Origin of the sequence: Streptomyces mirabilis, assembly GCF_018310535.1 — a bacterium.
Taxonomy (GTDB): Bacteria; Actinomycetota; Actinomycetes; order Streptomycetales; family Streptomycetaceae; genus Streptomyces.
Genome location: NZ_CP074102.1, coordinates 4255766 through 4274744 on the forward strand (window position 1 = coordinate 4255766; position 18979 = coordinate 4274744).

At 68.2% G+C, this 18979-nt stretch carries 17 protein-coding genes; 9 read left to right on the forward strand and 8 right to left on the reverse strand.

Annotated elements, in window-relative coordinates:
• Positions 1–15: 15 nt before the first annotated feature.
• From SMIR_RS18780 to SMIR_RS18795, 4 genes are all read right to left on the reverse strand, one after another.
• The gene (locus SMIR_RS18780; RefSeq protein ID WP_168493513.1) at positions 16–921 is read right to left on the reverse strand and encodes a LysR family transcriptional regulator; all 906 of its coding nucleotides are present in this window, start codon (positions 919–921) and stop codon (positions 16–18) included.
• Positions 922–1170: 249 nt separating this feature from the next.
• Positions 1171–2316: a cystathionine gamma-lyase gene (locus tag SMIR_RS18785; RefSeq protein ID WP_168493511.1), complete on the reverse strand. Its 1146-nt coding sequence runs from the start codon at positions 2314–2316 to the stop codon at positions 1171–1173.
• On the reverse strand, positions 2313–2804 hold the full coding sequence (locus tag SMIR_RS18790) for a low molecular weight protein-tyrosine-phosphatase (protein ID WP_168493509.1): 492 nt from the start codon (positions 2802–2804) through the stop codon (positions 2313–2315). Before SMIR_RS18790 ends, SMIR_RS18785 begins: the two co-directional genes overlap by 4 nt.
• Positions 2805–2813: 9 nt before the next feature.
• Entirely contained in the window at positions 2814–3194 is a 381-nt protein-coding gene (locus tag SMIR_RS18795; protein WP_054236467.1) for a phage holin family protein, read from the reverse strand.
• Positions 3195–3293: 99 nt separating this feature from the next.
• Between SMIR_RS18795 and SMIR_RS18800 the strand changes: the two genes are divergently transcribed.
• The 4 genes from SMIR_RS18800 (at position 3294) to SMIR_RS18815 (ending at position 5665) form a co-directional block, all read left to right on the forward strand.
• Positions 3294–3611 (forward strand): cupin domain-containing protein, encoded by a 318-nt coding sequence (locus tag SMIR_RS18800; RefSeq protein WP_054236468.1) that lies wholly within the window; start codon positions 3294–3296, stop codon positions 3609–3611.
• A gap of 165 nt (positions 3612–3776) precedes the next feature.
• Positions 3777–3989, forward strand: a complete 213-nt coding sequence (locus tag SMIR_RS18805) for a DUF5326 family protein (RefSeq protein WP_101399033.1) — start codon at positions 3777–3779, stop codon at positions 3987–3989.
• A gap of 340 nt (positions 3990–4329) precedes the next feature.
• Positions 4330–5127 (forward strand): IclR family transcriptional regulator, encoded by a 798-nt coding sequence (locus tag SMIR_RS18810; RefSeq protein ID WP_282190392.1) that lies wholly within the window; start codon positions 4330–4332, stop codon positions 5125–5127.
• Positions 5128–5227: 100 nt separating this feature from the next.
• Positions 5228–5665, forward strand: coding sequence for an SsgA family sporulation/cell division regulator (locus tag SMIR_RS18815; protein WP_067376783.1), 438 nt, complete (start codon positions 5228–5230; stop codon positions 5663–5665).
• Between the two features lie 60 nt (positions 5666–5725).
• On the opposite strand, the gene SMIR_RS18820 is transcribed toward SMIR_RS18815, so the two are convergent.
• On the reverse strand, positions 5726–7288 hold the full coding sequence (locus tag SMIR_RS18820) for a YibE/F family protein (RefSeq protein ID WP_168493505.1): 1563 nt from the start codon (positions 7286–7288) through the stop codon (positions 5726–5728).
• 241 nt (positions 7289–7529) lie between these two features.
• On the opposite strand from SMIR_RS18820, the gene thiC reads away from it, so the two are divergent.
• Both thiC and SMIR_RS18830 read left to right on the forward strand, forming a co-directional pair.
• The gene (gene thiC / locus SMIR_RS18825) at positions 7530–9341 is read left to right on the forward strand and encodes a phosphomethylpyrimidine synthase ThiC (protein WP_168493503.1); all 1812 of its coding nucleotides are present in this window, start codon (positions 7530–7532) and stop codon (positions 9339–9341) included.
• 93 nt (positions 9342–9434) lie between these two features.
• A complete protein-coding gene (locus tag SMIR_RS18830; RefSeq protein ID WP_168493501.1) occupies positions 9435–10886 on the forward strand; it encodes a VWA domain-containing protein in 1452 nt (483 codons plus the stop codon).
• A 150-nt stretch (positions 10887–11036) separates the two neighbouring features.
• Here SMIR_RS18830 and SMIR_RS18835 read toward each other — a convergent pair whose 3' ends face one another.
• The 3 genes from SMIR_RS18835 to SMIR_RS18845 all read right to left on the reverse strand — a co-directional run bounded on the left by SMIR_RS18835 (position 11037) and on the right by SMIR_RS18845 (position 14530).
• Positions 11037–11906 carry a hypothetical protein gene (locus SMIR_RS18835; RefSeq protein WP_168493499.1) on the reverse strand — a complete coding sequence of 290 codons (870 nt, stop codon included), beginning with the start codon at positions 11904–11906 and terminating at the stop codon, positions 11037–11039.
• Positions 11907–12087: 181 nt separating this feature from the next.
• Complete coding sequence (locus SMIR_RS18840) at positions 12088–13158, reverse strand: metallophosphoesterase (protein ID WP_168493497.1); 1071 nt, start codon at positions 13156–13158, stop codon at positions 12088–12090.
• A 259-nt stretch (positions 13159–13417) separates the two neighbouring features.
• Positions 13418–14530, reverse strand: coding sequence for a LacI family DNA-binding transcriptional regulator (locus tag SMIR_RS18845; protein WP_101399022.1), 1113 nt, complete (start codon positions 14528–14530; stop codon positions 13418–13420).
• Positions 14531–15018: 488 nt separating this feature from the next.
• On the opposite strand from SMIR_RS18845, the gene hisC reads away from it, so the two are divergent.
• The 3 genes from hisC to cydB all read left to right on the forward strand — a co-directional run bounded on the left by hisC (position 15019) and on the right by cydB (position 18950).
• Complete coding sequence (hisC, locus tag SMIR_RS18850) at positions 15019–16095, forward strand: histidinol-phosphate transaminase (protein WP_168493495.1); 1077 nt, start codon at positions 15019–15021, stop codon at positions 16093–16095.
• 309 nt (positions 16096–16404) lie between these two features.
• Complete coding sequence (locus SMIR_RS18855) at positions 16405–17922, forward strand: cytochrome ubiquinol oxidase subunit I (protein ID WP_095853723.1); 1518 nt, start codon at positions 16405–16407, stop codon at positions 17920–17922.
• A 20-nt stretch (positions 17923–17942) separates the two neighbouring features.
• A complete protein-coding gene (gene cydB / locus SMIR_RS18860; protein ID WP_168493493.1) occupies positions 17943–18950 on the forward strand; it encodes a cytochrome d ubiquinol oxidase subunit II in 1008 nt (335 codons plus the stop codon).
• Positions 18951–18979: the final 29 nt, after the last annotated feature.

The following is an 18979-nucleotide window of genomic DNA, read 5'->3' on the forward strand; positions in this document are numbered from 1 at the left end:
AAGGCTCAGGGGACATCAGGACCAGTCGGCAGCGGCGTGGAGCAGCCAGTCGTGCGCTCGTGCGATGTGCGGCATGGCCAGCGTGCCGGTGCGGACCACCAGGAAGTACGTACGCAGCGGAGGCACCGCCGGGTCGAGAAGCGCGACCACGTCACCCCGTTCCAGGGCTTGGGCGCACAGGTACCGGGGCAGCACCGCGAGGCCCGCGCCCGTGGCGGCGCAGGCGAGCACGGCGCGCAGATCGGGGACGACGACGGTGCCCGAAGCGGCCGGGTGGGAGTCGAAGACGGACGCCCAGTAGCGGGCGACGAGCGGTAGCGACTCGTGCACTTCGACCACGGGGAAGTTCTCCAGTGCCGGCGAGCCCTTTCGGCGGAGCTTTCCGGCACCTATGCGGGCGGCCCAGCGCGGGGCGGCGACCAGCACGTGCTCTTCGTCGCAGAGCGGAGTCGCGGTGAGCAGGGTGCCGCGGGGACGGGCCGTGGTGATGGCCAGATCATGATGTCCGGCGGCGAGCCCTTCCAGTGTCTCCTCGGCGTTGCCGAAGGAGGCACGCAGCGCGAAACCCTGGCCGTCCTCGCCCGTCAGCTTCGTGAGCGCGGGCAGCGCCCGCTCGGCTGTGAACTCGGGTGGCCCGGCCAGATGCAGGGTGCGCAGTGACGAGTCCTCGTCGAGTCCGGTCTCGGCGATCTCCACCAGGGCGTCGAGATGAGGCGCGGCCTTGTGGGCGAGCTCGTCACCGATCGTCGTGGGGGTCACCCCGCGGGCCTGGCGAAGAAAGAGCGGTCGCCCCAACTGCCGCTCCAACGTGCGGATCTGTGAGGTGACGGCAGGTTGCGAGAGACCGAGCAGCGCGGCGGCGCGAGTGAAGGAACCGGCCCGGTGCACGGTCAGAAATGTGCGCAGCAGGGCCAAATCCATGGTGCCCCTCCCCTCCCAGCACCCCCGACCGAGTCCCAACTATAAATAAGTCGATAGGTCTCTGTCGCTACTGTGATTGGACACTGACACAGAGTCAACTAGCCTTGTTCGCGCGGTTCTTCGCGTACGGAACCGGGACGGTCCGAGCCACGAGGGGGGAGGCTCGGACCGTCCGTTGTACGTAGCGAGGTACTGAGCCGACAGCCTGGATGTATGCCGCAGCATACTCACCGGTCGTTCAGGGACGGGTCACTCCGCGGACTCGTCGAGCGCACGCAGTACGTCCGCCACCAGGTCCTCGGGGTCCTCGGCGCCGGCCGAGAAACGGATGAAGCCCTCCGGCACCGCGTCGCCGCCCCACCGGCCGCGCCGCTCGGCGGTGGACCGCACCCCGCCGAAACTCGTCGCGTCGTCCACCAGACGCAGCGCGTCGAGGAAACGGTCGGCACGCGCGCGGGTGGGCAGCGTGAAGGACACCACGCATCCGAAGCGCCGCATCTGCTGTGAGGCGATCTTGTGCGAGGGATCGTCGGGCAGTCCCGGATATCGCAGCCCGGTCACCTCGGGCCGACCGCGCAGCGCCTCGGCGATCACCAGGGCGTTGGCGTTCTGCCGGTCGGCGCGCAGCTGGAGCGTGGCGAGGGAGCGATGGGCCAGCCAGGCCTCCATGGGCCCGGGGATCGCTCCGACGATCTTCCGCCAGCGCCGCACGGGTGCCATCAGGTCGGTGTCGAGCGCGGTGACGTATCCGAGGAGGATGTCGCCGTGCCCGGTGAGCATCTTGGTGCCGCTGGCGACCGAGAAGTCGGCGCCCAGCTCCAGCGGGCGCTGCCCGAGCGGGGTCGCCAGGGTGTTGTCGACCGCGACGAGGGTGCCCTGCGCGTGGGCCGCCGCGACGAGCCGCCGTACGTCGCAGACGTCGAGCCCCGGGTTCGACGGGGTCTCGATCCACAGCAGCTTCGCGCCGTCGAGCACCTCTAGCTGGGCGTCGCCGCCGGTCGGGGCGGTGCGTACCTCGATGCTGTACGCGGTGAGCTGCTCGCGCACCAGCGGCAACACCTGGTAGCCGTCGACGGGCAGGACCACCACGTCTCCGGCCTTCAGCTGGGAGAAGAGCACCGCCGAGATGGCGGCCATCCCGGAGGGGAAGGCGAGCGTCGTGACACCGTCCTGCCCGGGCGCCTCCAACTCGCCGATGGCGCGCTCCAGGAGCGTCCAGGTCGGGTTCTCGTCACGACCGTAGGTGTACGGGCCGGTCGGATCGCCCGGCAGATGGAAGTGCGCGGCGAAGACCGGGCCCGGAAGCGTCGGCTCGTATTTGACGGGGTCGGGCAGCCCCGCCCGTACCGCTCGCGTGCCGTCGCCGCTTCCCGTGACGAAATCCCCTGACGTCATGCTGCCCGTCCCTCCAGTTCTTGCTGTACAGCGGCGAGCAGTCCGGGGCTCGCCGCCTCCACCATCTCAAGACATTCCTCGAAGCCGTCCATGGGTCCGTAATACGGATCGGGGACATCACGGTCGTCGCCCGCCGCGGGGTCGTACGAGCGCAGCAGCCGGACCTTCGCCGCGTCCTCGGGAGTGGGCGCGAGCCGGCGCAGGGACTTGAGGTGGCCGGAGTCGAGGGCGATCACGAGGTCGAGGCGGGCGAACCACGAGGCGTGGAACTGGCGGGCCGCATGGCCGCTCTCGTAGCCGGCCGCCTCCAGGACGGCGACGGTGCGCGAGTCCGCACCGTCGCCCTCGTGCCAGCCGCCCGTGCCCGCGCTGTCGACCTCTACCGAGCCGTCGAGTCCGGCCTCTTCTATGCGGGCACGGAAGACGGACTCGGCCATCGGCGAGCGGCAGATGTTGCCGGTACAGACGAAACAGACGCGATAGGACATCGGACGCTCTCAGTCCTCGCCGTCGGGCAGCACGACATTGAGCGCCCAGGACACGACCGAGATGATCAGGCCACCCACCACGGCGGTCCAGAAGCCCTCCACATGGAAACTGAGGTCGAGCTTGCCGGCCAGCCACGAGGTGAGCAGCAGCATCAGGGCGTTGACCACGAGGGTGATCAGGCCGAGCGTCAGAATGAAGAGCGGGAAGGTCAGCACCTTCACGACAGGCTTGACCAGGAAGTTCACCAGACCGAAGACCAGGGCGACCACCAGCAGCGTGCCGACCTTCTTGCCGGTGCTGGTCCCTGTCAGGGTGATCTTGTCGAGCAGCCACACCGCGACGGCCAGGGCCCCCGCGTTGGCGATCGTCTTGACTACGAAATTCTTCATGTGTCTGATCGTGGCAGAAGAGATAGACGTGGCAGAAGAGATCGACTGGCGAGCAAGGCTGTGGACACAGCTTTCGGAGCACGGGAGCGGACGAGGGCGATGAAGGCATTCCGGCTGGACGAACTGGAGGCGGAACGCGCCGCCAACGACGGCGCTTACCTGCAGTTCCTGCGCGAACGGAACATGTCGGTCGGCCTGTACGCGCTCGACGCGGGCGATCCCGACCCGCAGAAGCCGCACCAGCAGGACGAGGTGTACTTCGTCGTGAGCGGCCGCGCCTCGATCACGGTCGGTCTGGAGACCACCCAGGTCGCGCGCGGCAGCGTCGTCTACGTACCCGCGGGGGTCGCCCACAAGTTCCACCACATCACCGAGGACCTGCGGGTTCTGGTGGTGTTCTCTCCGCCCGAGAGCTGACGGGGGCCTCAGGGTTCCCTAGGGGAACGGTCAGGGGAGGACAAGGGGTGCGAGGCTCCCGTCGGCCCCTTCGCGGCCCTAGCATCGAATGCAGGACATCACAGAACCCGGAATCAGAGTCCCGGACTCGGGGCGACGGGCGTAGAGAGGCTAAGGACAAGGGCGATGCGAGAGATCTTCAGCGGGATGCCGTGGTGGGTGAAGTGGATCGCGGTGCCGGTCATCGCTCTGGTCGTGTTCGGCACGGTGATAGTCAGCGTGCTCAGTGTGTTGATCGGCCTGCTTTTCAAGATCCTGGTCTTCGTCGCCCTCGTCGGCGGATTGATCTACGTAGTACGGAAGTTCATGTCGAGTTCGTCGTCGCGCAGCGACTGGTGAGACACAACCGGGTGAGCAAGGGGTAACGGGCAGGTCGGGAAAGGGAACTCAAGGTTCCCTCGGCCGAGGGAAGTTTTCCGGCGAGGCCGTCTGCATGCGGTGATGGGCGGTTACAGTCCGGAATTCGACGCGGGGCCGCCCCCCGCGGGCAGCGCACAGCCCCCTCCCGTGTTCCCCCGCACGGGCGGTTCCCCTCGCGCTTCGGGAGTGCCCCTTGGCCACGGTTGACACCGCACCCGCACAATCACCCGCCCCACCCCTCCAGCGGTCCAGCGCTTCCGCGGGGACACGTCTCCCGCCCACCCAACCGCGCACCTCGCCCGCCGAGGCGCGTACCCCCCTGCCGGATGCGCGCACTCCTCCCCTGGAAGCCGTATCGCCGGAGCCGCATCCCACGACCCTGATCGGCTCCGTGCAGCGAGCGATGCGTCTGCTGGAGGCCGTTGCCGCCCGCGAGCACGGGGCACCCGCGAAGCAGCTCGCCCGGGAGGCCGGGCTCGCGCTGCCGACGGCCTACCACCTGCTGCGGACCCTGGTCCACGAGGGCTATCTGTGCCGTGACAAGGGGCTGTTCTTCCTCGGTGAGGCCGCCGAGCGATTGGGCAGTAGCGGAGCACAGCAGAAACGTCGCAGCACGGTGAGCGAGACGCTCGCCCAGTGGCGCGATTCGATCGGTGCGCCCGTGTACTACGCGATCTACCGTGATGGCGAGATCGAGGTCATGTGCGTCGCCGACACCCCAGGGAATCCGGCGGTGGAGGAGTGGGCGGACTTCCGGGAGACCGGACACGCCCACGCGATCGGCCAGTGTCTGCTGTCCCAGCTCGACGAGAAGGCCCGCCGGGATCATCTCGACCGCTACCCCGTGCAGTCGATCACTCCCTATACGGTGCGTGACAACGTCAGTCTGCTGCGGCGGCTGGAGCGGACGGGGCGGATGGAGCCCGTCATCGAGCGCCAGGAGTACGCGCTGGGCACGGTCTGTGCGGCCCTTCCCATCACGGTCGGCACAACTGCCGCCGCAATGGCCTTTTCTCTCCCACTTCACCAGGCCGATCGACTGCTGCCCGCGGCGCGACAATTGCAAGGCGAGATCGGCAGACTACTGGGGACACTCGCGATCTCTATCAGTATCTGAAAACTCACTCCTTGTGATCTCTTGTGTACGTTGAGCAATATTTCAGCAGAGTCAGGGGGATGATTCCTGGCCGGTCGACGGCAAAACGACGGGGTAGGCGATGCGCGAGTCGGTACAGGCAGAGGTCATGATGAGCTTCCTCGTTTCGGAGGAGCTCTCTTTCCGCATTCCGGTGGAGCTGCGATACGAGACCTGTGATCCCTACGCCGTGCGGCTGACCTTCCACTTGCCCGGCGACGCGCCCGTGACCTGGGCGTTCGGGCGGGAGTTGCTGATCGACGGCGTGGGACGGCCGTGCGGTGACGGGGATGTGCACATCGCGCCCGCCGACCCGGAGGCGTTCGGCGAGGTGCTGATCCGGCTCCAGGTGGGTGGCGACCACGCGCTGTTCCGGTCCGGGGCGGCGCCGCTCGTGGCCTTCCTCGACCGCACGGACAAGCTGGTGCCGCTGGGGCAGGAGCGTTCCCTCGCGGACTTCGACGCCCATCTCGACGAGGCGCTGGACCGCATCCTGGCGGAGGAGCAGAGCGCGGGCTGAAGCCCCCAGCCCCCCAAGTGGGCCGCGCTTCCTCACCGGTGACGCGGGCGTGGGGAGGCTTCAGCGCTTGCGGCGATGGCCCTTCCCGCCGCGTGCGGGCGCCCTGCTCTCGACAGGCTCCGTGGCGGCGGCCGGGACCGCCGGGCGGTCCGCGGAGACCACCAGGGCGGCCAGCAGCGTGGTCACCGGCACCGAGGCGACCAGGCCGATCGAGCCGACCAGGGTGCGCACGATCTCTTCGGCGACCAGTTCGCTGTTGGCGACCGTGCCCACACTGCTCTGCGCGATCGAGAAGAGCAGCAGCAGGGGCAGCGCGGCACCCGCGTACGCCAGGACGAGTGTGTTGACGACCGATGCGATGTGGTCACGGCCGATCCGGATGCCCGCGCGGTACAGATCGCGCCAGCCCATCGTCGGGCTGGCCTCGTGCAGTTCCCAGACCGCCGAGGTCTGCGTGACCGTCACATCGTCGAGCACACCGAGCGAACCGATGATGACGCCCGCGAGCAGCAGACCGCTCATGTCGATGGACGGATACAGGCCATGGATCAGACCGGTGTTGTCGTCCGTGTTGCCGGTCAGCGCCGCCCAGCCGATGAACTCCGAGCCGAGGATGCCGATCAGCACCAGGGAGAGCAGGGTGCCGAGCACCGCCACCGATGTACGGGCCGAGAGGCCGTGGCACATGTAGAGCGCGATCAGCATGATGGCGCTCGCCCCGACCACGGCCACGACCAGCGGATTCGAGCCCTGCAGGACCGCGGGCAGGATGAAGAAGGTCAGGATCACGAAGCTGATGGCCAGTGCGACCAGCGCCATGACACCACGCATCCGGCCCACCACCACGACGGCCAGCGCGAAGATCCCGGCGAGCAGCGCCATCGGGAACTTCCGGTTCACATCGGTGACCGAGTACTGCAGGTCCCTGGGCGCGGAGGGCTCGTACGCGGCCACGACCTTCTCGCCCTCGTGCAACTGCCGTGACTGGTCGGGCTGGATGATCTCCGTGAACGTACGGCCTTTGTCCTTGCCGGTGTCGATCCGGATCGTCGCCTTTTTGCAGTCGCCCGTTGCCTGTTGCTGCGCGGAGGAGCCCTCGGCGGTGGATGTGCCGCCGGTCGGGGTCTCCCCCGACGCGTTCACGGACTTGCAGCTGACCTTGTCGACCTTGGTGACCGTGGCCTGCTGGGTCTGCCGGTCGAAGCCGACGCCGGTGCGCTCGTGGGACGGGGCGCCACCGGGCCAGAGCACCGCGAGACCCACAACGACCGCGGCGGCGAAGGGGATCAGAATGGCCGCGATGACCTTGCGCAGATGCTTGGAGACGGGCGTGGCGGGCCCATGGCTGTGACTGTGCGAGTGCCCAGACCCGTGCCCGTCCCCAGGGCCGTGCCCATTCCCCGGCCCATGTCCATTCCCAGGCCCGTCCCCAGACCCATGTCCGTGTCCGTCCCCGGGGCCGTGCCCGTGTCCCGCACCCGGCCCGTGCCCGCCCCTCGGACCGGGGCCACCGCCCGGCCCGCGTACGCGGCCGTCTCCGGAACCAGGTCCATAGCCGTCTCCGGGACCGCGTCGGCGCGGCGGCTCGGACGGCGGGAACGGGGGCTGCTGCGTTGTGGTCACCGACCGATCATCGCAAGAACGGCGATGGCCCTCTGTTCACCGCGCCAGATATGACGCTAGCGTGGAGTCACCTTTGCACACGCGGGAGCTCGGAGCACCGGGCTGAGAGGGCGCTGACCTCCGTCTTAGCGATGTTTCACGTGGAACGAGTGATGTTTCACAAGGGACGTCGGCAGACGGAATCCGCTGCGTCGACCGCCGAACCTGTTACCGGATAATGCCGGCGTAGGGAGTAGGTCTCATGACCAACAAGGACGTACGCACGCCTGCCTCCAGCCAGATCGGCGAGGCGCCTGCCGCGCCCGAGGACGAACAGTCGCGGGAGGCCGGGAAGTCCATCGGCTGGCACAAGGGATACGTCGGGGGTTCGCGCCCCGATCTGCGGGTGCCGGTCCGTCAAGTGCACCTCACCAACGGGCAGTCCGTCACGCTGTACGACACCTCCGGCCCGTACACCGATCCGATCGTCGACACCGACGTACGCAGGGGCCTCGCGCCGCTGCGCGAGAACTGGATCATCGCCCGCGGTGACACCGAGGAGTATGCGGGCCGTCCCGTCCGTCCCGAGGACGACGGAATCAAGCACACCTCGCCGCGCGGGGGCCTGCGCAACCTCGACGCGGTCTTCCCGGGGCGGCCACGCCAGCCGCGTCGAGGTCGTCCCGGAGAGGCGGTCACGCAGCTCGCATACGCCCGTCGTGGCGAGATCACGCCCGAGATGGAGTTCGTGGCGGTCCGCGAGAACGTCGACCCCGAGGTCGTACGCGAGGAGATCGCCGCCGGTCGCGCGGTGCTGCCCGCGAACGTCAACCACCCGGAGATCGAGCCGATGATCATCGGCAAGCGGTTCCTGGTGAAGGTCAACGCCAACATCGGCAACTCCGCCGTCACGTCCTCCATCGAGGAGGAGGTCGAGAAGATGACCTGGGCGACCCGCTGGGGCGCGGACACGGTCATGGACCTGTCCACCGGCCGCAATATCCACACCACGCGGGAATGGGTCCTGCGCAACTCCCCCGTCCCCATCGGCACGGTGCCGCTCTACCAGGCTCTGGAGAAGGTGGACGGCCGCGCCGAGGAGCTGACCTGGGAGATCTACAAGGACACGGTCATCGAGCAGGCCGAGCAGGGCGTGGACTACATGACGGTCCACGCGGGCGTGCGGCTGCCGTACGTGCCGCTCACCGCGAACCGCAAGACCGGCATCGTCTCGCGCGGCGGCTCGATCATGGCGGCCTGGTGCCTCGCGCACCACAAGGAATCGTTCCTCTACGAGAACTTCGAGGAACTCTGCGAGATTCTCGCGGCGTACGACGTCACGTACTCGCTCGGCGACGGGCTGCGGCCCGGGTCGATCGCGGACGCCAACGACGCGGCTCAGTTCGCGGAGTTGAGGACGCTCGGGGAACTCAACACGATCGCGAAGCGTTTTCATGTACAGACGATGATCGAGGGCCCGGGACATGTCCCGATGCACAAGATCAAGGAGAACATCGACCTTCAGCAGGAGATCTGTGATGAAGCTCCGTTCTATACGCTCGGCCCGCTGACGACGGACGTCGCGCCGGCGTACGACCACATCACCTCCGGCATCGGTGCCGCGATGATCGCCTGGTGGGGCACGGCCATGCTCTGTTACGTCACGCCCAAGGAGCACTTGGGTCTGCCCAATCGTGACGACGTCAAGACCGGCGTCATCACCTACAAGATCGCCGCCCACGCAGCCGACCTCGCCAAGGGGCACCCAGGTGCGCAGGAATGGGACGACGCGCTGTCCGACGCCCGCTTCGAGTTCCGGTGGGAGGACCAGTTCAACCTGGCTCTCGACCCGGACACGGCACGGGAGTTCCACGACGAGACCCTGCCGGCCGAACCCGCCAAGACGGCGCACTTCTGCTCCATGTGCGGCCCGAAGTTCTGCAGCATGAAGATCTCGCAGGACATCCGCCGTGAGCACGGAGGCACGAAGGCCGAGATCGAGGAGGGCATGGCGCAGAAGTCCAAGGAGTTCGCCGCCGCGGGCAACCGGGTCTATCTGCCGCTCGCGGACTGAGCCGCACACACGCAGTCGTGCCGGGAGCCGTTCGCGGCGTAATCAGGCGCAACGAACGGTTCCCGAGCCGGGTTCTCTCGGCAGACTGGGCGCATGACATCGACATCCATGAGCAAGGGCGCCAACCTTCCCGTCGCCGCCGGGGCGGTGCGGGCCGTGCTCGGCTGGAGAGGAGGGGCCGGTGCACCGGACGCGGATGCCTCGGCGCTTCTGCTCGGCGCGGGCGGACGCGTGCGGGACGACGGGGACTTCGTCTTCTACAACCAGCCGCAGCACGCCTCGGGCGCCGTACGGCATCTCGGGAAGCAGCGGGACGGCGCTGCCACGACGGACACCGTCGAGGTGGACCTGCGTGCCCTGGAACCGGAGATCGAGCGGGTCGTCCTGGGTGCCTCGGCCGACGGCGGCACCTTCGGCGAGCTGTCCGGACTGACGCTGCGGCTGCTCGATGCCGGGACCCGGCAGGAGTTCGCGCGCTTCGAGATGGATGCCACGACGGAGACGGCATTCATCGGGGGTGAGCTGTATCTGCGGGGCGGTCAGTGGAAGTTCCGGGCGGTCGGACAGGGGTATGCGTCCGGGCTGGCCGGTCTCGCCACCGACTTCGGTATCAGCGTGGAGTCCGACGGGGCCGGTGCGTCCGGGCCGGAGTCGGCGGTCTCGCCCGGGGGCACCGCGGCGGTGTCGCCCGCGCTCCCGCCGACGGGCTCGCGGACGGCTGCCTCCACCGCTGCGGGTGGTCCGCCGGCGCCCCCGGTGTCCCCGGCCTCCTCCCCGCGTCTCAGCAAGGGCGAGGAACGATTGCCCGTGGACATGCGCAAGCGGCTCTCGTTGCGCAAGGAGCAGGTGGCGGTCAGCCTGCGGAAGCACGGTGCGGAGGGGGTCACGGCACGCGTCGTGTTGATCCTCGACGCCTCCGGTTCCATGTCGTTCCTGTACTCGAAGGGCGTCGTGGCCGACGTGGTGGAGCGGATGGCCGCGGTGGCGGCGCAGCTGGACGACGACGGGGTGATGCAGGCGTGGACGTTCGCCTCCCATGCCGCCCGGCTGCCGGACCTGACTCTGGGCGAGCTGCCCGAGTGGCTGGAGCTCCATGTCCGGGTCGGTGAGCTGAGCCTGTTCCGGCGGAGCAAGAAGCCGCGGAAGGGCCTGCTGCCGGGACAGGTGGATATGCGGTCGGTCGGTATCCAGAACGAGGAGCAGAAGGCGATCGCCGAGGTACGTGCGTATGTACGAGAGCACCCGGCTGTCGATCCCACGCTGGTGTTGTTCTTCTCCGACGGAGGTGTCTATCGGAACAAGGAGATCGAGCAGGAGCTGAGGGGCGCGGTGGAGGAGCCGATCTTCTGGCAGTTCGTGGGCCTGGGGCGGTCGAACTACGGCGTGCTGGAGCGGTTCGACACGCTGCCCGGTCGGCGCGTCGACAACGTGGGGTTCTTCGCGGTGGACGACATCAGCGGCCTACCGGACCCGGAGCTGTACGACCGGCTGCTTTCCCAGTTCCCGGCCTGGATGACGGCGGCCCGGGGGCTCGGCATCATCTGACGGGGCGCGCGGGACTGTACGAGAGGGACGAGAGGGACGAGAGGGGCGAACGGGGCGGGCGCAGGTGAAGGGGCGGGCAGCGGTAAAAGGGCCCGCGCCGTATCGGCGCAGGCCCTCGTTCCCGTCACCCCGGTGTCGGCCCGCCGGGTGTCACTCCGGCTGGTGCTCGGGCCCCCCGAAGTCCGGGCTGGTGAAGTCCGGGCTGGTGAAGCTCGGGCGCGGACCCGCCGCGGGGCCGCCATCGGGGCTGCTGAACCCCGGCCGGTTGTAGCCGAGGTGCGGCATGCGGCCGGTGGTCGGCGTCGGTGACGGACGGGTCAGTGCCGCCGTGCCCGGATCGGCGAGGGCCTCCCGGAGGAACGGCATGATGCCGCGCTCCAGCAGGGCCTCGCGCCAGGTTTCCCTGGCCCGGGCCACCTCCGTGTCGAGCTCGCCGGGCGCTCCGGCCTGGAGCGAGGACGAGCTGTTGCGCAGAGCGGTCAGCAGCAGCCCGACCGCGGCGACCAGGATCGCGCCCGCCGTGACCGCGCCGAAGACCCACCCGGTGGTCAGGAGGGTCTGGGCGAACGCCAGCTCGGGGGTGAGGAGCTTCAGGATGAACCCCACGAGCAGGAAGATCGCCGCGGCTGTTCCGGCGAGGACGGGGGCGAGCACCGCGACGACGGCAATGGCGCCGGCTCCGGCGGTCTCGGTGACCTCGCCCATGGTGGCGGCGAGCCCCATCGCGGTCGCGCCGGGCTCCGCGGAGCCGGCTCCTTCGTTCACGATTGGGGTGGACGGCGCCGGGCGGCGCAGTTCCTCGCGGACCTTCACGTAGTGCGCGTACTCGGTCGCCGCGGCCGCCGTGATGAGTGCGGTGGCGTTGAGGGCCATGGTGCGCAGTTGTTCGGCGTTGAGCCGCTGGCCGACAGCGGCGAGTTCCGGGCGGTGTGGGGCGGAGCGCAGCGCCTCATCGAGGATCCGCTCGTATTCCTGGCGGTCCTCGCTCAGCAGGTGCTGCGGAACGCTGTTCATGTGCATCCCCCGATGCTCCGTAGGGCTGGTGGCTCGCACGCTGACGAGCCGTCGGGCAGAAACGGAGGGGAGCCTGCTACGGATAAGCCGATGGTAGAGCGGTGACGGCACGCCGTGACAGGGGGTTTCCAGAAATTGCCCCCTGGCCAGCGCTGTCCTCCGTGGGGGACGCCTGCCCGAAGAACCCTCAGCTATCCAGGGGCAGTTGCTGGACCAGCAGTTTTCCGGCCATGGTCACTCCGCCGTCCATCGCGATGGCCAGTCCGTCGGCGTAAAGATGTGGTCCCTCGACCACGGGGCCCGCGGCGTCCTCGCCCTCCTCCGAGCCGACCTCGCCCAGGAGGTACGGGATGGGGCTGTGGCCATGGACGACGCGGGTGCCGCCGTAGGTGTCCAGCAGGGACAGCGCCGCCTCGGCGCCCCCGTCGTCGCGGAAGGCGAAGCGTCTGGTGAACTTCCGGAAGAGGTCCCAGCATTCGTCCGCGTCGTTGCGCGTGAGGGTTTCGCGGATGGTGTCGTTGACGGCCTCGATCGAGTCGCCGTAGTCGAGGTAGGCGGTGGTGTCGGAGTGCACGAGGAGGTGCCCGTCGACCTGCTCCATGGCGTCCAGGCGGGCCATCCACTGCAGGTGGTGGTCCTGGAGGCGGTCCATGTCGGTCTTCTGGCCGCCGTTGAGCAGCCAGGCGGCCTGGAAGGTGGCGGTGCCCGCGCCGGAGTTGACGGGGGTGTCGCCGAACCGCTTGGCGCCGAGCAGCAGCAGCTCGTGGTTGCCCATGAGCGCCTTGCAGTAGCCACCGGCCGCGGCCGCCTCGGCGGACAGTCGCATCACGAGGTCGATCACGCCGATGCCGTCGGGGCCCCGGTCGGTGAAGTCGCCGAGGAACCACAGGCGCGAGGTCCCGGCGGACCAGTTGCCCGCGGCGTCGAGGAGGCCCTGCTCCTGGAGCGCGGCGACCAGCTGGTCGAGGTAGCCGTGTACGTCGCCGACGACGTACAGCGGACCCGGCCCGTCGGCGGGCTGGGGGGCCGCCACGGCGGCGGGGTCCATGACGACCTGCACCGTGTCGCCCCGGTTGATGACGGGCAGGTCGCGCCGGGTGGGCGTGTAGCCCTCGGGCTCCTCGCCGACTCCGGCCGCCTCGCCGGGAGCTGCGCTCGGCGGGTACGGACCGGTCTCGTGGATGTACGCCGGCACCCGGAAGTCGCGCAACGTCTCCGTACGCACCGCCTCGGGTCCCTGACCGGCCCCCTGAGTCATCGACCCCTCCACCACCATCGCGCCGCATCTGCACCGGATCGGACTGCCTGGTCGCAGCGGCCCGCGGTGTCGTGGGCCCATCATAGGAATGCGGATCGCGCCATGTGATGACCCAGGGGTGGTGAATCGGAGCAGGAGCCCTGTTCACCACGGTTTTCGCCCGAATTGGGCGGGGCTTTCCCTGGTGGATGCCCCGCCACAGACATGCCGGACGTCAACCTCAGCGTACGCCGGGCCACTCCTCCCCGGCCGACCCGGACTACCCCTTCTCGGGTGACCGGGGCGGGCTGACCGTCGTACGGGGTGGACGCCGCTCGGAGGAGGTCCGCACGATCAACTCCGTCGGTATGACCTGTTCGACGGGTTTGTCGGTTTCTGCTCCCTCGATGGCGTCGATGAGGAGCTGGACGACGGCGGTCCCGATGCGGCGGGGTTTGAGCGAGAGGGTGGTGATGGGCGGCTCGGTGCTGGCATAGACGGTGGACTCGCTGCAGCAGACCAGCAGCAGGTCGTCCGGGACGCGCAGTCCGTAGCGCCGGGCCGCGGCCAGCAGATCGGTGCCGTTGGGGTCGAAGAGGCCGTAGACCGCGTCCGGGCGGTCGGGCCGGGCGAGCAGCCGGTCCGCGGCGACTGCGCCCGCACACGGGTCGTGGGCCGGGTAGGCCTCGTACACCGGATCCTGTCCGACCCGCTCGCACCAGTGCAGATACGCGGTGGTGGAGAGGTGGGTATAGGTGTCGGTGGAGGTGCCGGTGAGGAGGCCGATGCGGCGGGCACCGGCGTCGGCGAGGTGGTCGAGGATGCCCAGGACGGCGGCTTCGTGGTCGTTGTCGACCCAGGCAGTGACGGGCAGGGTGCCGGCGGGGCGGCCGTCGGAGACGACGGGTAAGCCCTGCCGGACGAGTTCGCTGACCACGGGGTCCTGGTCGGAGGGGTCGATGACGACGGTTCCGTCGAGGGCGACGTTGGACCAGACGTCGTGGCGTGAGGTGGCGGGGAGGATGACCAGGGCGTAGCCGCGGGCGAGTGCGGCGGAGGTGGCGGCTCTGGCCATCTCGGCGAAGTAGGCGAATTCGGTGAAGGTGAAAGGTTCATCCCCGTAGGTGGTCACGGTCAGGCCGATGAGGCCGGACTTGCCGGTACGGAGGGTGCGGGCGGCGGCCGACGGGCGATAGCCCAGCCGGTCGGCGACTTCACGGACGTGGCGTCGGGTGGCGTCCGGGAGCCGGCCCTTGCCGTTGAGGGCGTCGGAGACGGTTGTGATGGAGACGCCTGCGGCCGCGGCGACGTCTCTGATTCCCGCCCGGCCCGGTCGACCGCCTCGGCGGGTAGTCTCCGCCCGGCTCACCTGGTGCTTCCCTGCTGCTGTCATGGCGAGCCGATAGTAGGGCTCATGCGGTGGGGTAGTGCGGACGCATATGCACGCGTTGACAGGCACGTTTCTGCATGATCAAAAATGCTCTACTGCCTTTGAAACCAAGTCAGTTAAACGATCCAATGGCACCACGTGACGCCTCGGCGCGCATGGGCCTGCCAAGTGGGTCATGTTTCGAAGAGGTCTCAACTCACCTGCACGGGTGATGCGCGCTACGGCGTGAGCCACCAGCGCACAGCTCTGAAGGCAACGCGCCCCCCATTCGTACGCCTTCGTACGAGGATGACCACAGAGTCCGCGCGGCGACGGTCGCCGGGGAGTATGACGATGATCACCAGGGCGTACGCGACGGGTCGTCGACCTGCGCCAGGGGCGTCGCGTGGTTGTCCCCGGCCCATTCGCAGCGGCGCCGAATCCTCATAAGGTGAGAAGCATTGGTAGCCGATGGTGGTCATGAGCCAGCGGTGGTCACGAGGAGGACTGCGGTGAGCGAGACGAGCCCCAAGCTGCGTGCCGAGCTGGAGGGTATCCCCACCTACAAGCCGGGCAAGCCTGCCGCGGCCGGCGCGGTGGCGTACAAGCTGTCCTCCAACGAGAACCCCTATCCGCCGCTGCCCGGAGTGATGGAGAGCGTGATCGCCGCGAGCGGTACGTTCAACCGCTACCCGGACATGGCGTGCACGGGTCTGATGAGCGAGCTGTCGGACCGCTTCGGGGTCCCCCTCTCGCACCTGGCGACCGGCACCGGCTCGGTCGGGGTGGCCCAGCAGCTGCTGCAGGCGACCAGCGGACCCGGCGACGAGGTCATCTACGCCTGGCGGTCCTTCGAGGCGTACCCGATCATCACGCAGATCAGCGGGGCGACCTCGGTACGGGTGCCGCTGACCTCGGACGAGGTGCACGACCTGGACGCCATGGCCGACGCGATCACCGACAGGACGCGGCTGATTTTCGTCTGCAACCCGAACAACCCGACCGGCACCGTGGTGCGCCGGGCCGAGCTGGAGCGGTTCCTCGACCGGGTCCCCGCAGATGTCCTGGTGGTCCTGGACGAGGCGTACCGCGAGTTCATCCGGGATGTCGAGGTGCCGGACGGCGTTTCGATCTACCGTGACCGGCCCAACGTCTGTGTGCTGCGCACGTTCTCCAAGGCGTACGGGCTCGCGGGCCTGAGGGTCGGTTTCGCGATCGCGCACGAGCCGGTGGCCGCGGCGCTGCGCAAGACGGCGGTGCCCTTCGGGGTGAGCCAGCTCGCGCAGGACGCGGCGGTCGCCTCGTTGCGTGCCGAGGACGAGCTGCTCGGCCGGGTCGGCGCTCTGGTGTGCGAGCGCAACCGCGTGGTCGAGGCGTTGCGCGGTCAGGGCTGGACGGTGCCCGAGACGCAGGCCAACTTCGTGTGGCTCAGGCTGGGGGAGCGCACGCTCGACTTCGCCGCCCACTGCGAGCAGGCCGGGGTCGTCGTGCGGCCCTTCGCCGGGGAAGGGGTGCGCGTGACGATCGGCGAGACCGAGGCGAACGACATCTTTCTGAAGGCGGCCGACGGGTTCCACAAGGAGATCTGACGTCACACTCCGGGGGCTTCACTGCCTCACGGTCCCCGGTGCTCCGGTGTCTCACGGCCCCGGTGCTCCGGTGTCTCAGGGCGCCGGAGCACCGGGGCCGTCGTCGGTCCGGAGGACGCCTTGGTGTGTTCGAGACCTTCCGAAGGGTTGACGTAAAGGGGGACCCCCCTTCGAAGGTCGAAAGCCGGTGCGTCATAATTGCTTGTGAATGTGAACGCGTTCACAAGCGTGTCCCGATTGTCCCGTGATGCATGTAACAAAAGGGGCAAACTGCCGCTGTAACCACGGCGGCGTAAGGAGACTGACGACGTGGAACTGGCTTTGGCACCGGAGACTCTGGCTCGGTGGCAGTTCGGCATCACCACCGTCTACCACTTCCTCTTCGTCCCTCTGACGATCTCGCTCGCCGCTCTCACGGCGATTCTGGAGACCGCCTGGGTGCGGACGGGCAAGGAGCACTACCTCAGGGCGACCAAGTTCTGGGGAAAGCTGTTCCTGATCAACATCGCCATGGGTGTCGTGACCGGCATCGTGCAGGAGTTCCAGTTCGGCATGAACTGGTCCGACTACTCGCGCTTCGTCGGTGACGTGTTCGGTGCCCCGCTGGCCTTCGAGGCCCTGATCGCCTTCTTCTTCGAGTCCACCTTCATCGGGCTGTGGATCTTCGGCTGGGACAAGCTGCCGAAGAAGGTGCACCTCGCCTGTATCTGGGTGGTCTCCATCGGCACGATCCTGTCGGCGTACTTCATCATGGCGGCCAACTCCTTCATGCAGCATCCGGTCGGCTACCGGCTGGTGAAGAAGGCGGACGGCACGATGCGTGCCGAGCTGACCGACTTCCCCAAGGTGCTCTTCCAGGAGACGGCGCTCGTCAACTTCTGGCATGTGATCAGCGCGTCCATCCTGGTCGGCGGCGCCTTCATGACCGGCATCGCCGTCTTCCACCTGCGCAAGAAGCGGCACGTCCGCACCATGCGGATGTCGCTGCGGCTCGGCCTGGTCACCGCTCTGGTCGGCACGCTCCTCACCGTCGTCAGCGCCGACACCCTGGGCAAGGTGATGTACGAGCAGCAGCCGATGAAGATGTCGGCCGCCGAAGCCCTGTGGGACTCGCAGCAACCCGCGCCCTTCTCGCTCTTCGCGTACGGCGATGTCGCCAAGGGCCACAACACCGTCGCCATCGAGATCCCCGGGATACTCTCCTTCCTCGCCAAGAACGACTTCAACGCCAAGATTCCTGGCATCAACGACATCAACAAGTCCGAACAGGAGAAGTTCGGGCCCGGTGACTACCGGCCCAACATCCCCACCGCCTACTGGGCGTACCGCTGGATGATCGGCTTCGGCGGGGTCTCGATGGCCCTGTGCACCGCCGGCCTCTGGCTGACCAGGCGGAAGTTCTGGCTGGCGCCGGAACACCGCACCGGGGACGAGGACGTCCCGAAGCTCATGCTCACCAAGAACATGGAGCTGACGCCGAAGCTCGGCATCTGGTGGTGGCGGCTGTCCCAGTGGACGTTGATCTTCCCGCTCATCGGCATCTCCTGGGGCTGGATCTTCACCGAGACGGGGCGTCAGCCCTGGGTGGTGTACGGCCTGTTGAGGACCAGGGACGCGGTCTCGCCCGGGGTCTCCCAGGGGGAGGTGCTGACCTCGCTGATCGTGTTCACCCTCATCTACGCGATCCTCGCCGTCATCGAGGTGAAGCTGATGCTCAAGTACGTGAAGCAGGGTCCGCCGGAGCTCACCGAGGCCGACCTCAACCCGCCCACCAAGATCGGCGGCGACCCCCATGACGCCGACAAGCCGATGGCCTTCTCCTACTAGGCCCAGGGAGCTGCTGAGTCATGGAACTCCACGACGTCTGGTTCGTCATCATCGCGGTCCTGTGGACCGGCTACTTCTTCCTGGAGGGCTTCGACTTCGGGGTCGGCGTCCTCACCAAGCTGCTGGCCCGCGACCGCACCGAGAAGCGGGTCCTCATCAACACCATCGGACCCGTCTGGGACGGCAACGAGGTGTGGCTGCTCTCGGCGGGCGGCGCGACCTTCGCCGCCTTCCCGGAGTGGTACGCCACGCTCTTCTCCGGCTTCTATCTGCCGCTGCTGCTCATCCTGGTCTGCCTGATCGTGCGCGGAGTCGCCTTCGAGTACCGGGTGAAGAGGCCCGAGGAGAACTGGCAGCGCAACTGGGAGACGGCGATCTTCTGGACCTCGCTCGTCCCCGCGTTCATGTGGGGGGTGGCCTTCGGCAACATCGTGCACGGAGTGAAGATCGACAAGAACTTCGAGTACGTGGGCAACTTCGGTGACCTGCTCAACCCGTACGCGCTCCTGGGCGGTCTGGTCACGCTGACGCTGTTCACCTTCCACGGGACCGTGTTCGTGGGGCTCAAGACCGTCGGGGACATCCGGGAGCGGGCGCGCAAGCTCTCGCTCGGGGTCGGGCTGGTGGCCGCCGTGGTGGCACTCGTCTTCCTGATCTGGACTCAGGCCGACAATGGTGACGCGAAGTCCCTGGTCGCGTTGATCGTGGCCGTGGTCGCCCTCGTCGCCGCGATCGCGGTGGCCCAGACGGGGCGCGAGGGCTGGGCGTTCGCGCTGTCGGGGCTCACCATCGTGGCGGCCGTCGCGATGCTCTTCCTGACGCTCTTCCCGAACGTCATGCCGTCCTCGCTCAATGCGGACTGGAGCCTGACGGTCGCCAACGCCTCGTCGTCTCCGTACACCCTGAGGATCATGACCTGGTGCGCGGGAATCGCCACACCGATGGTCCTGCTCTACCAGTCTTGGACGTACTGGGTGTTCCGCAAGAGGATCGGTACGCATCACATCGCCGCGGATGTTGCGCACTGAGTCCGGCCTTATGGGCTGAATGCGACCTC

Bases quoted from the DNA above. Each gene is read 5' to 3' on its own strand.
- SMIR_RS18780 (WP_168493513.1), bottom strand. From the start codon at position 921: ATGGATTTGGCCCTGCTGCGCACATTTCTGACCGTGCACCGGGCCGGT.
- SMIR_RS18785 (WP_168493511.1), bottom strand. From the start codon at position 2,316: ATGACGTCAGGGGATTTCGTCACGGGAAGCGGCGACGGCACGCGAGCG.
- SMIR_RS18790 (WP_168493509.1), bottom strand. From the start codon at position 2,804: ATGTCCTATCGCGTCTGTTTCGTCTGTACCGGCAACATCTGCCGCTCG.
- SMIR_RS18795 (WP_054236467.1), bottom strand. From the start codon at position 3,194: ATGAAGAATTTCGTAGTCAAGACGATCGCCAACGCGGGGGCCCTGGCC.
- SMIR_RS18800 (WP_054236468.1), top strand. From the start codon at position 3,294: ATGAAGGCATTCCGGCTGGACGAACTGGAGGCGGAACGCGCCGCCAAC.
- SMIR_RS18805 (WP_101399033.1), top strand. From the start codon at position 3,777: ATGCGAGAGATCTTCAGCGGGATGCCGTGGTGGGTGAAGTGGATCGCG.
- SMIR_RS18815 (WP_067376783.1), top strand. From the start codon at position 5,228: ATGCGCGAGTCGGTACAGGCAGAGGTCATGATGAGCTTCCTCGTTTCG.
- thiC (WP_168493503.1), top strand. From the start codon at position 7,530: ATGACCAACAAGGACGTACGCACGCCTGCCTCCAGCCAGATCGGCGAG.
- SMIR_RS18830 (WP_168493501.1), top strand. From the start codon at position 9,435: ATGACATCGACATCCATGAGCAAGGGCGCCAACCTTCCCGTCGCCGCC.
- SMIR_RS18835 (WP_168493499.1), bottom strand. From the start codon at position 11,906: ATGCACATGAACAGCGTTCCGCAGCACCTGCTGAGCGAGGACCGCCAG.
- SMIR_RS18840 (WP_168493497.1), bottom strand. From the start codon at position 13,158: ATGACTCAGGGGGCCGGTCAGGGACCCGAGGCGGTGCGTACGGAGACG.
- SMIR_RS18845 (WP_101399022.1), bottom strand. From the start codon at position 14,530: ATGACAGCAGCAGGGAAGCACCAGGTGAGCCGGGCGGAGACTACCCGC.
- cydB (WP_168493493.1), top strand. From the start codon at position 17,943: ATGGAACTCCACGACGTCTGGTTCGTCATCATCGCGGTCCTGTGGACC.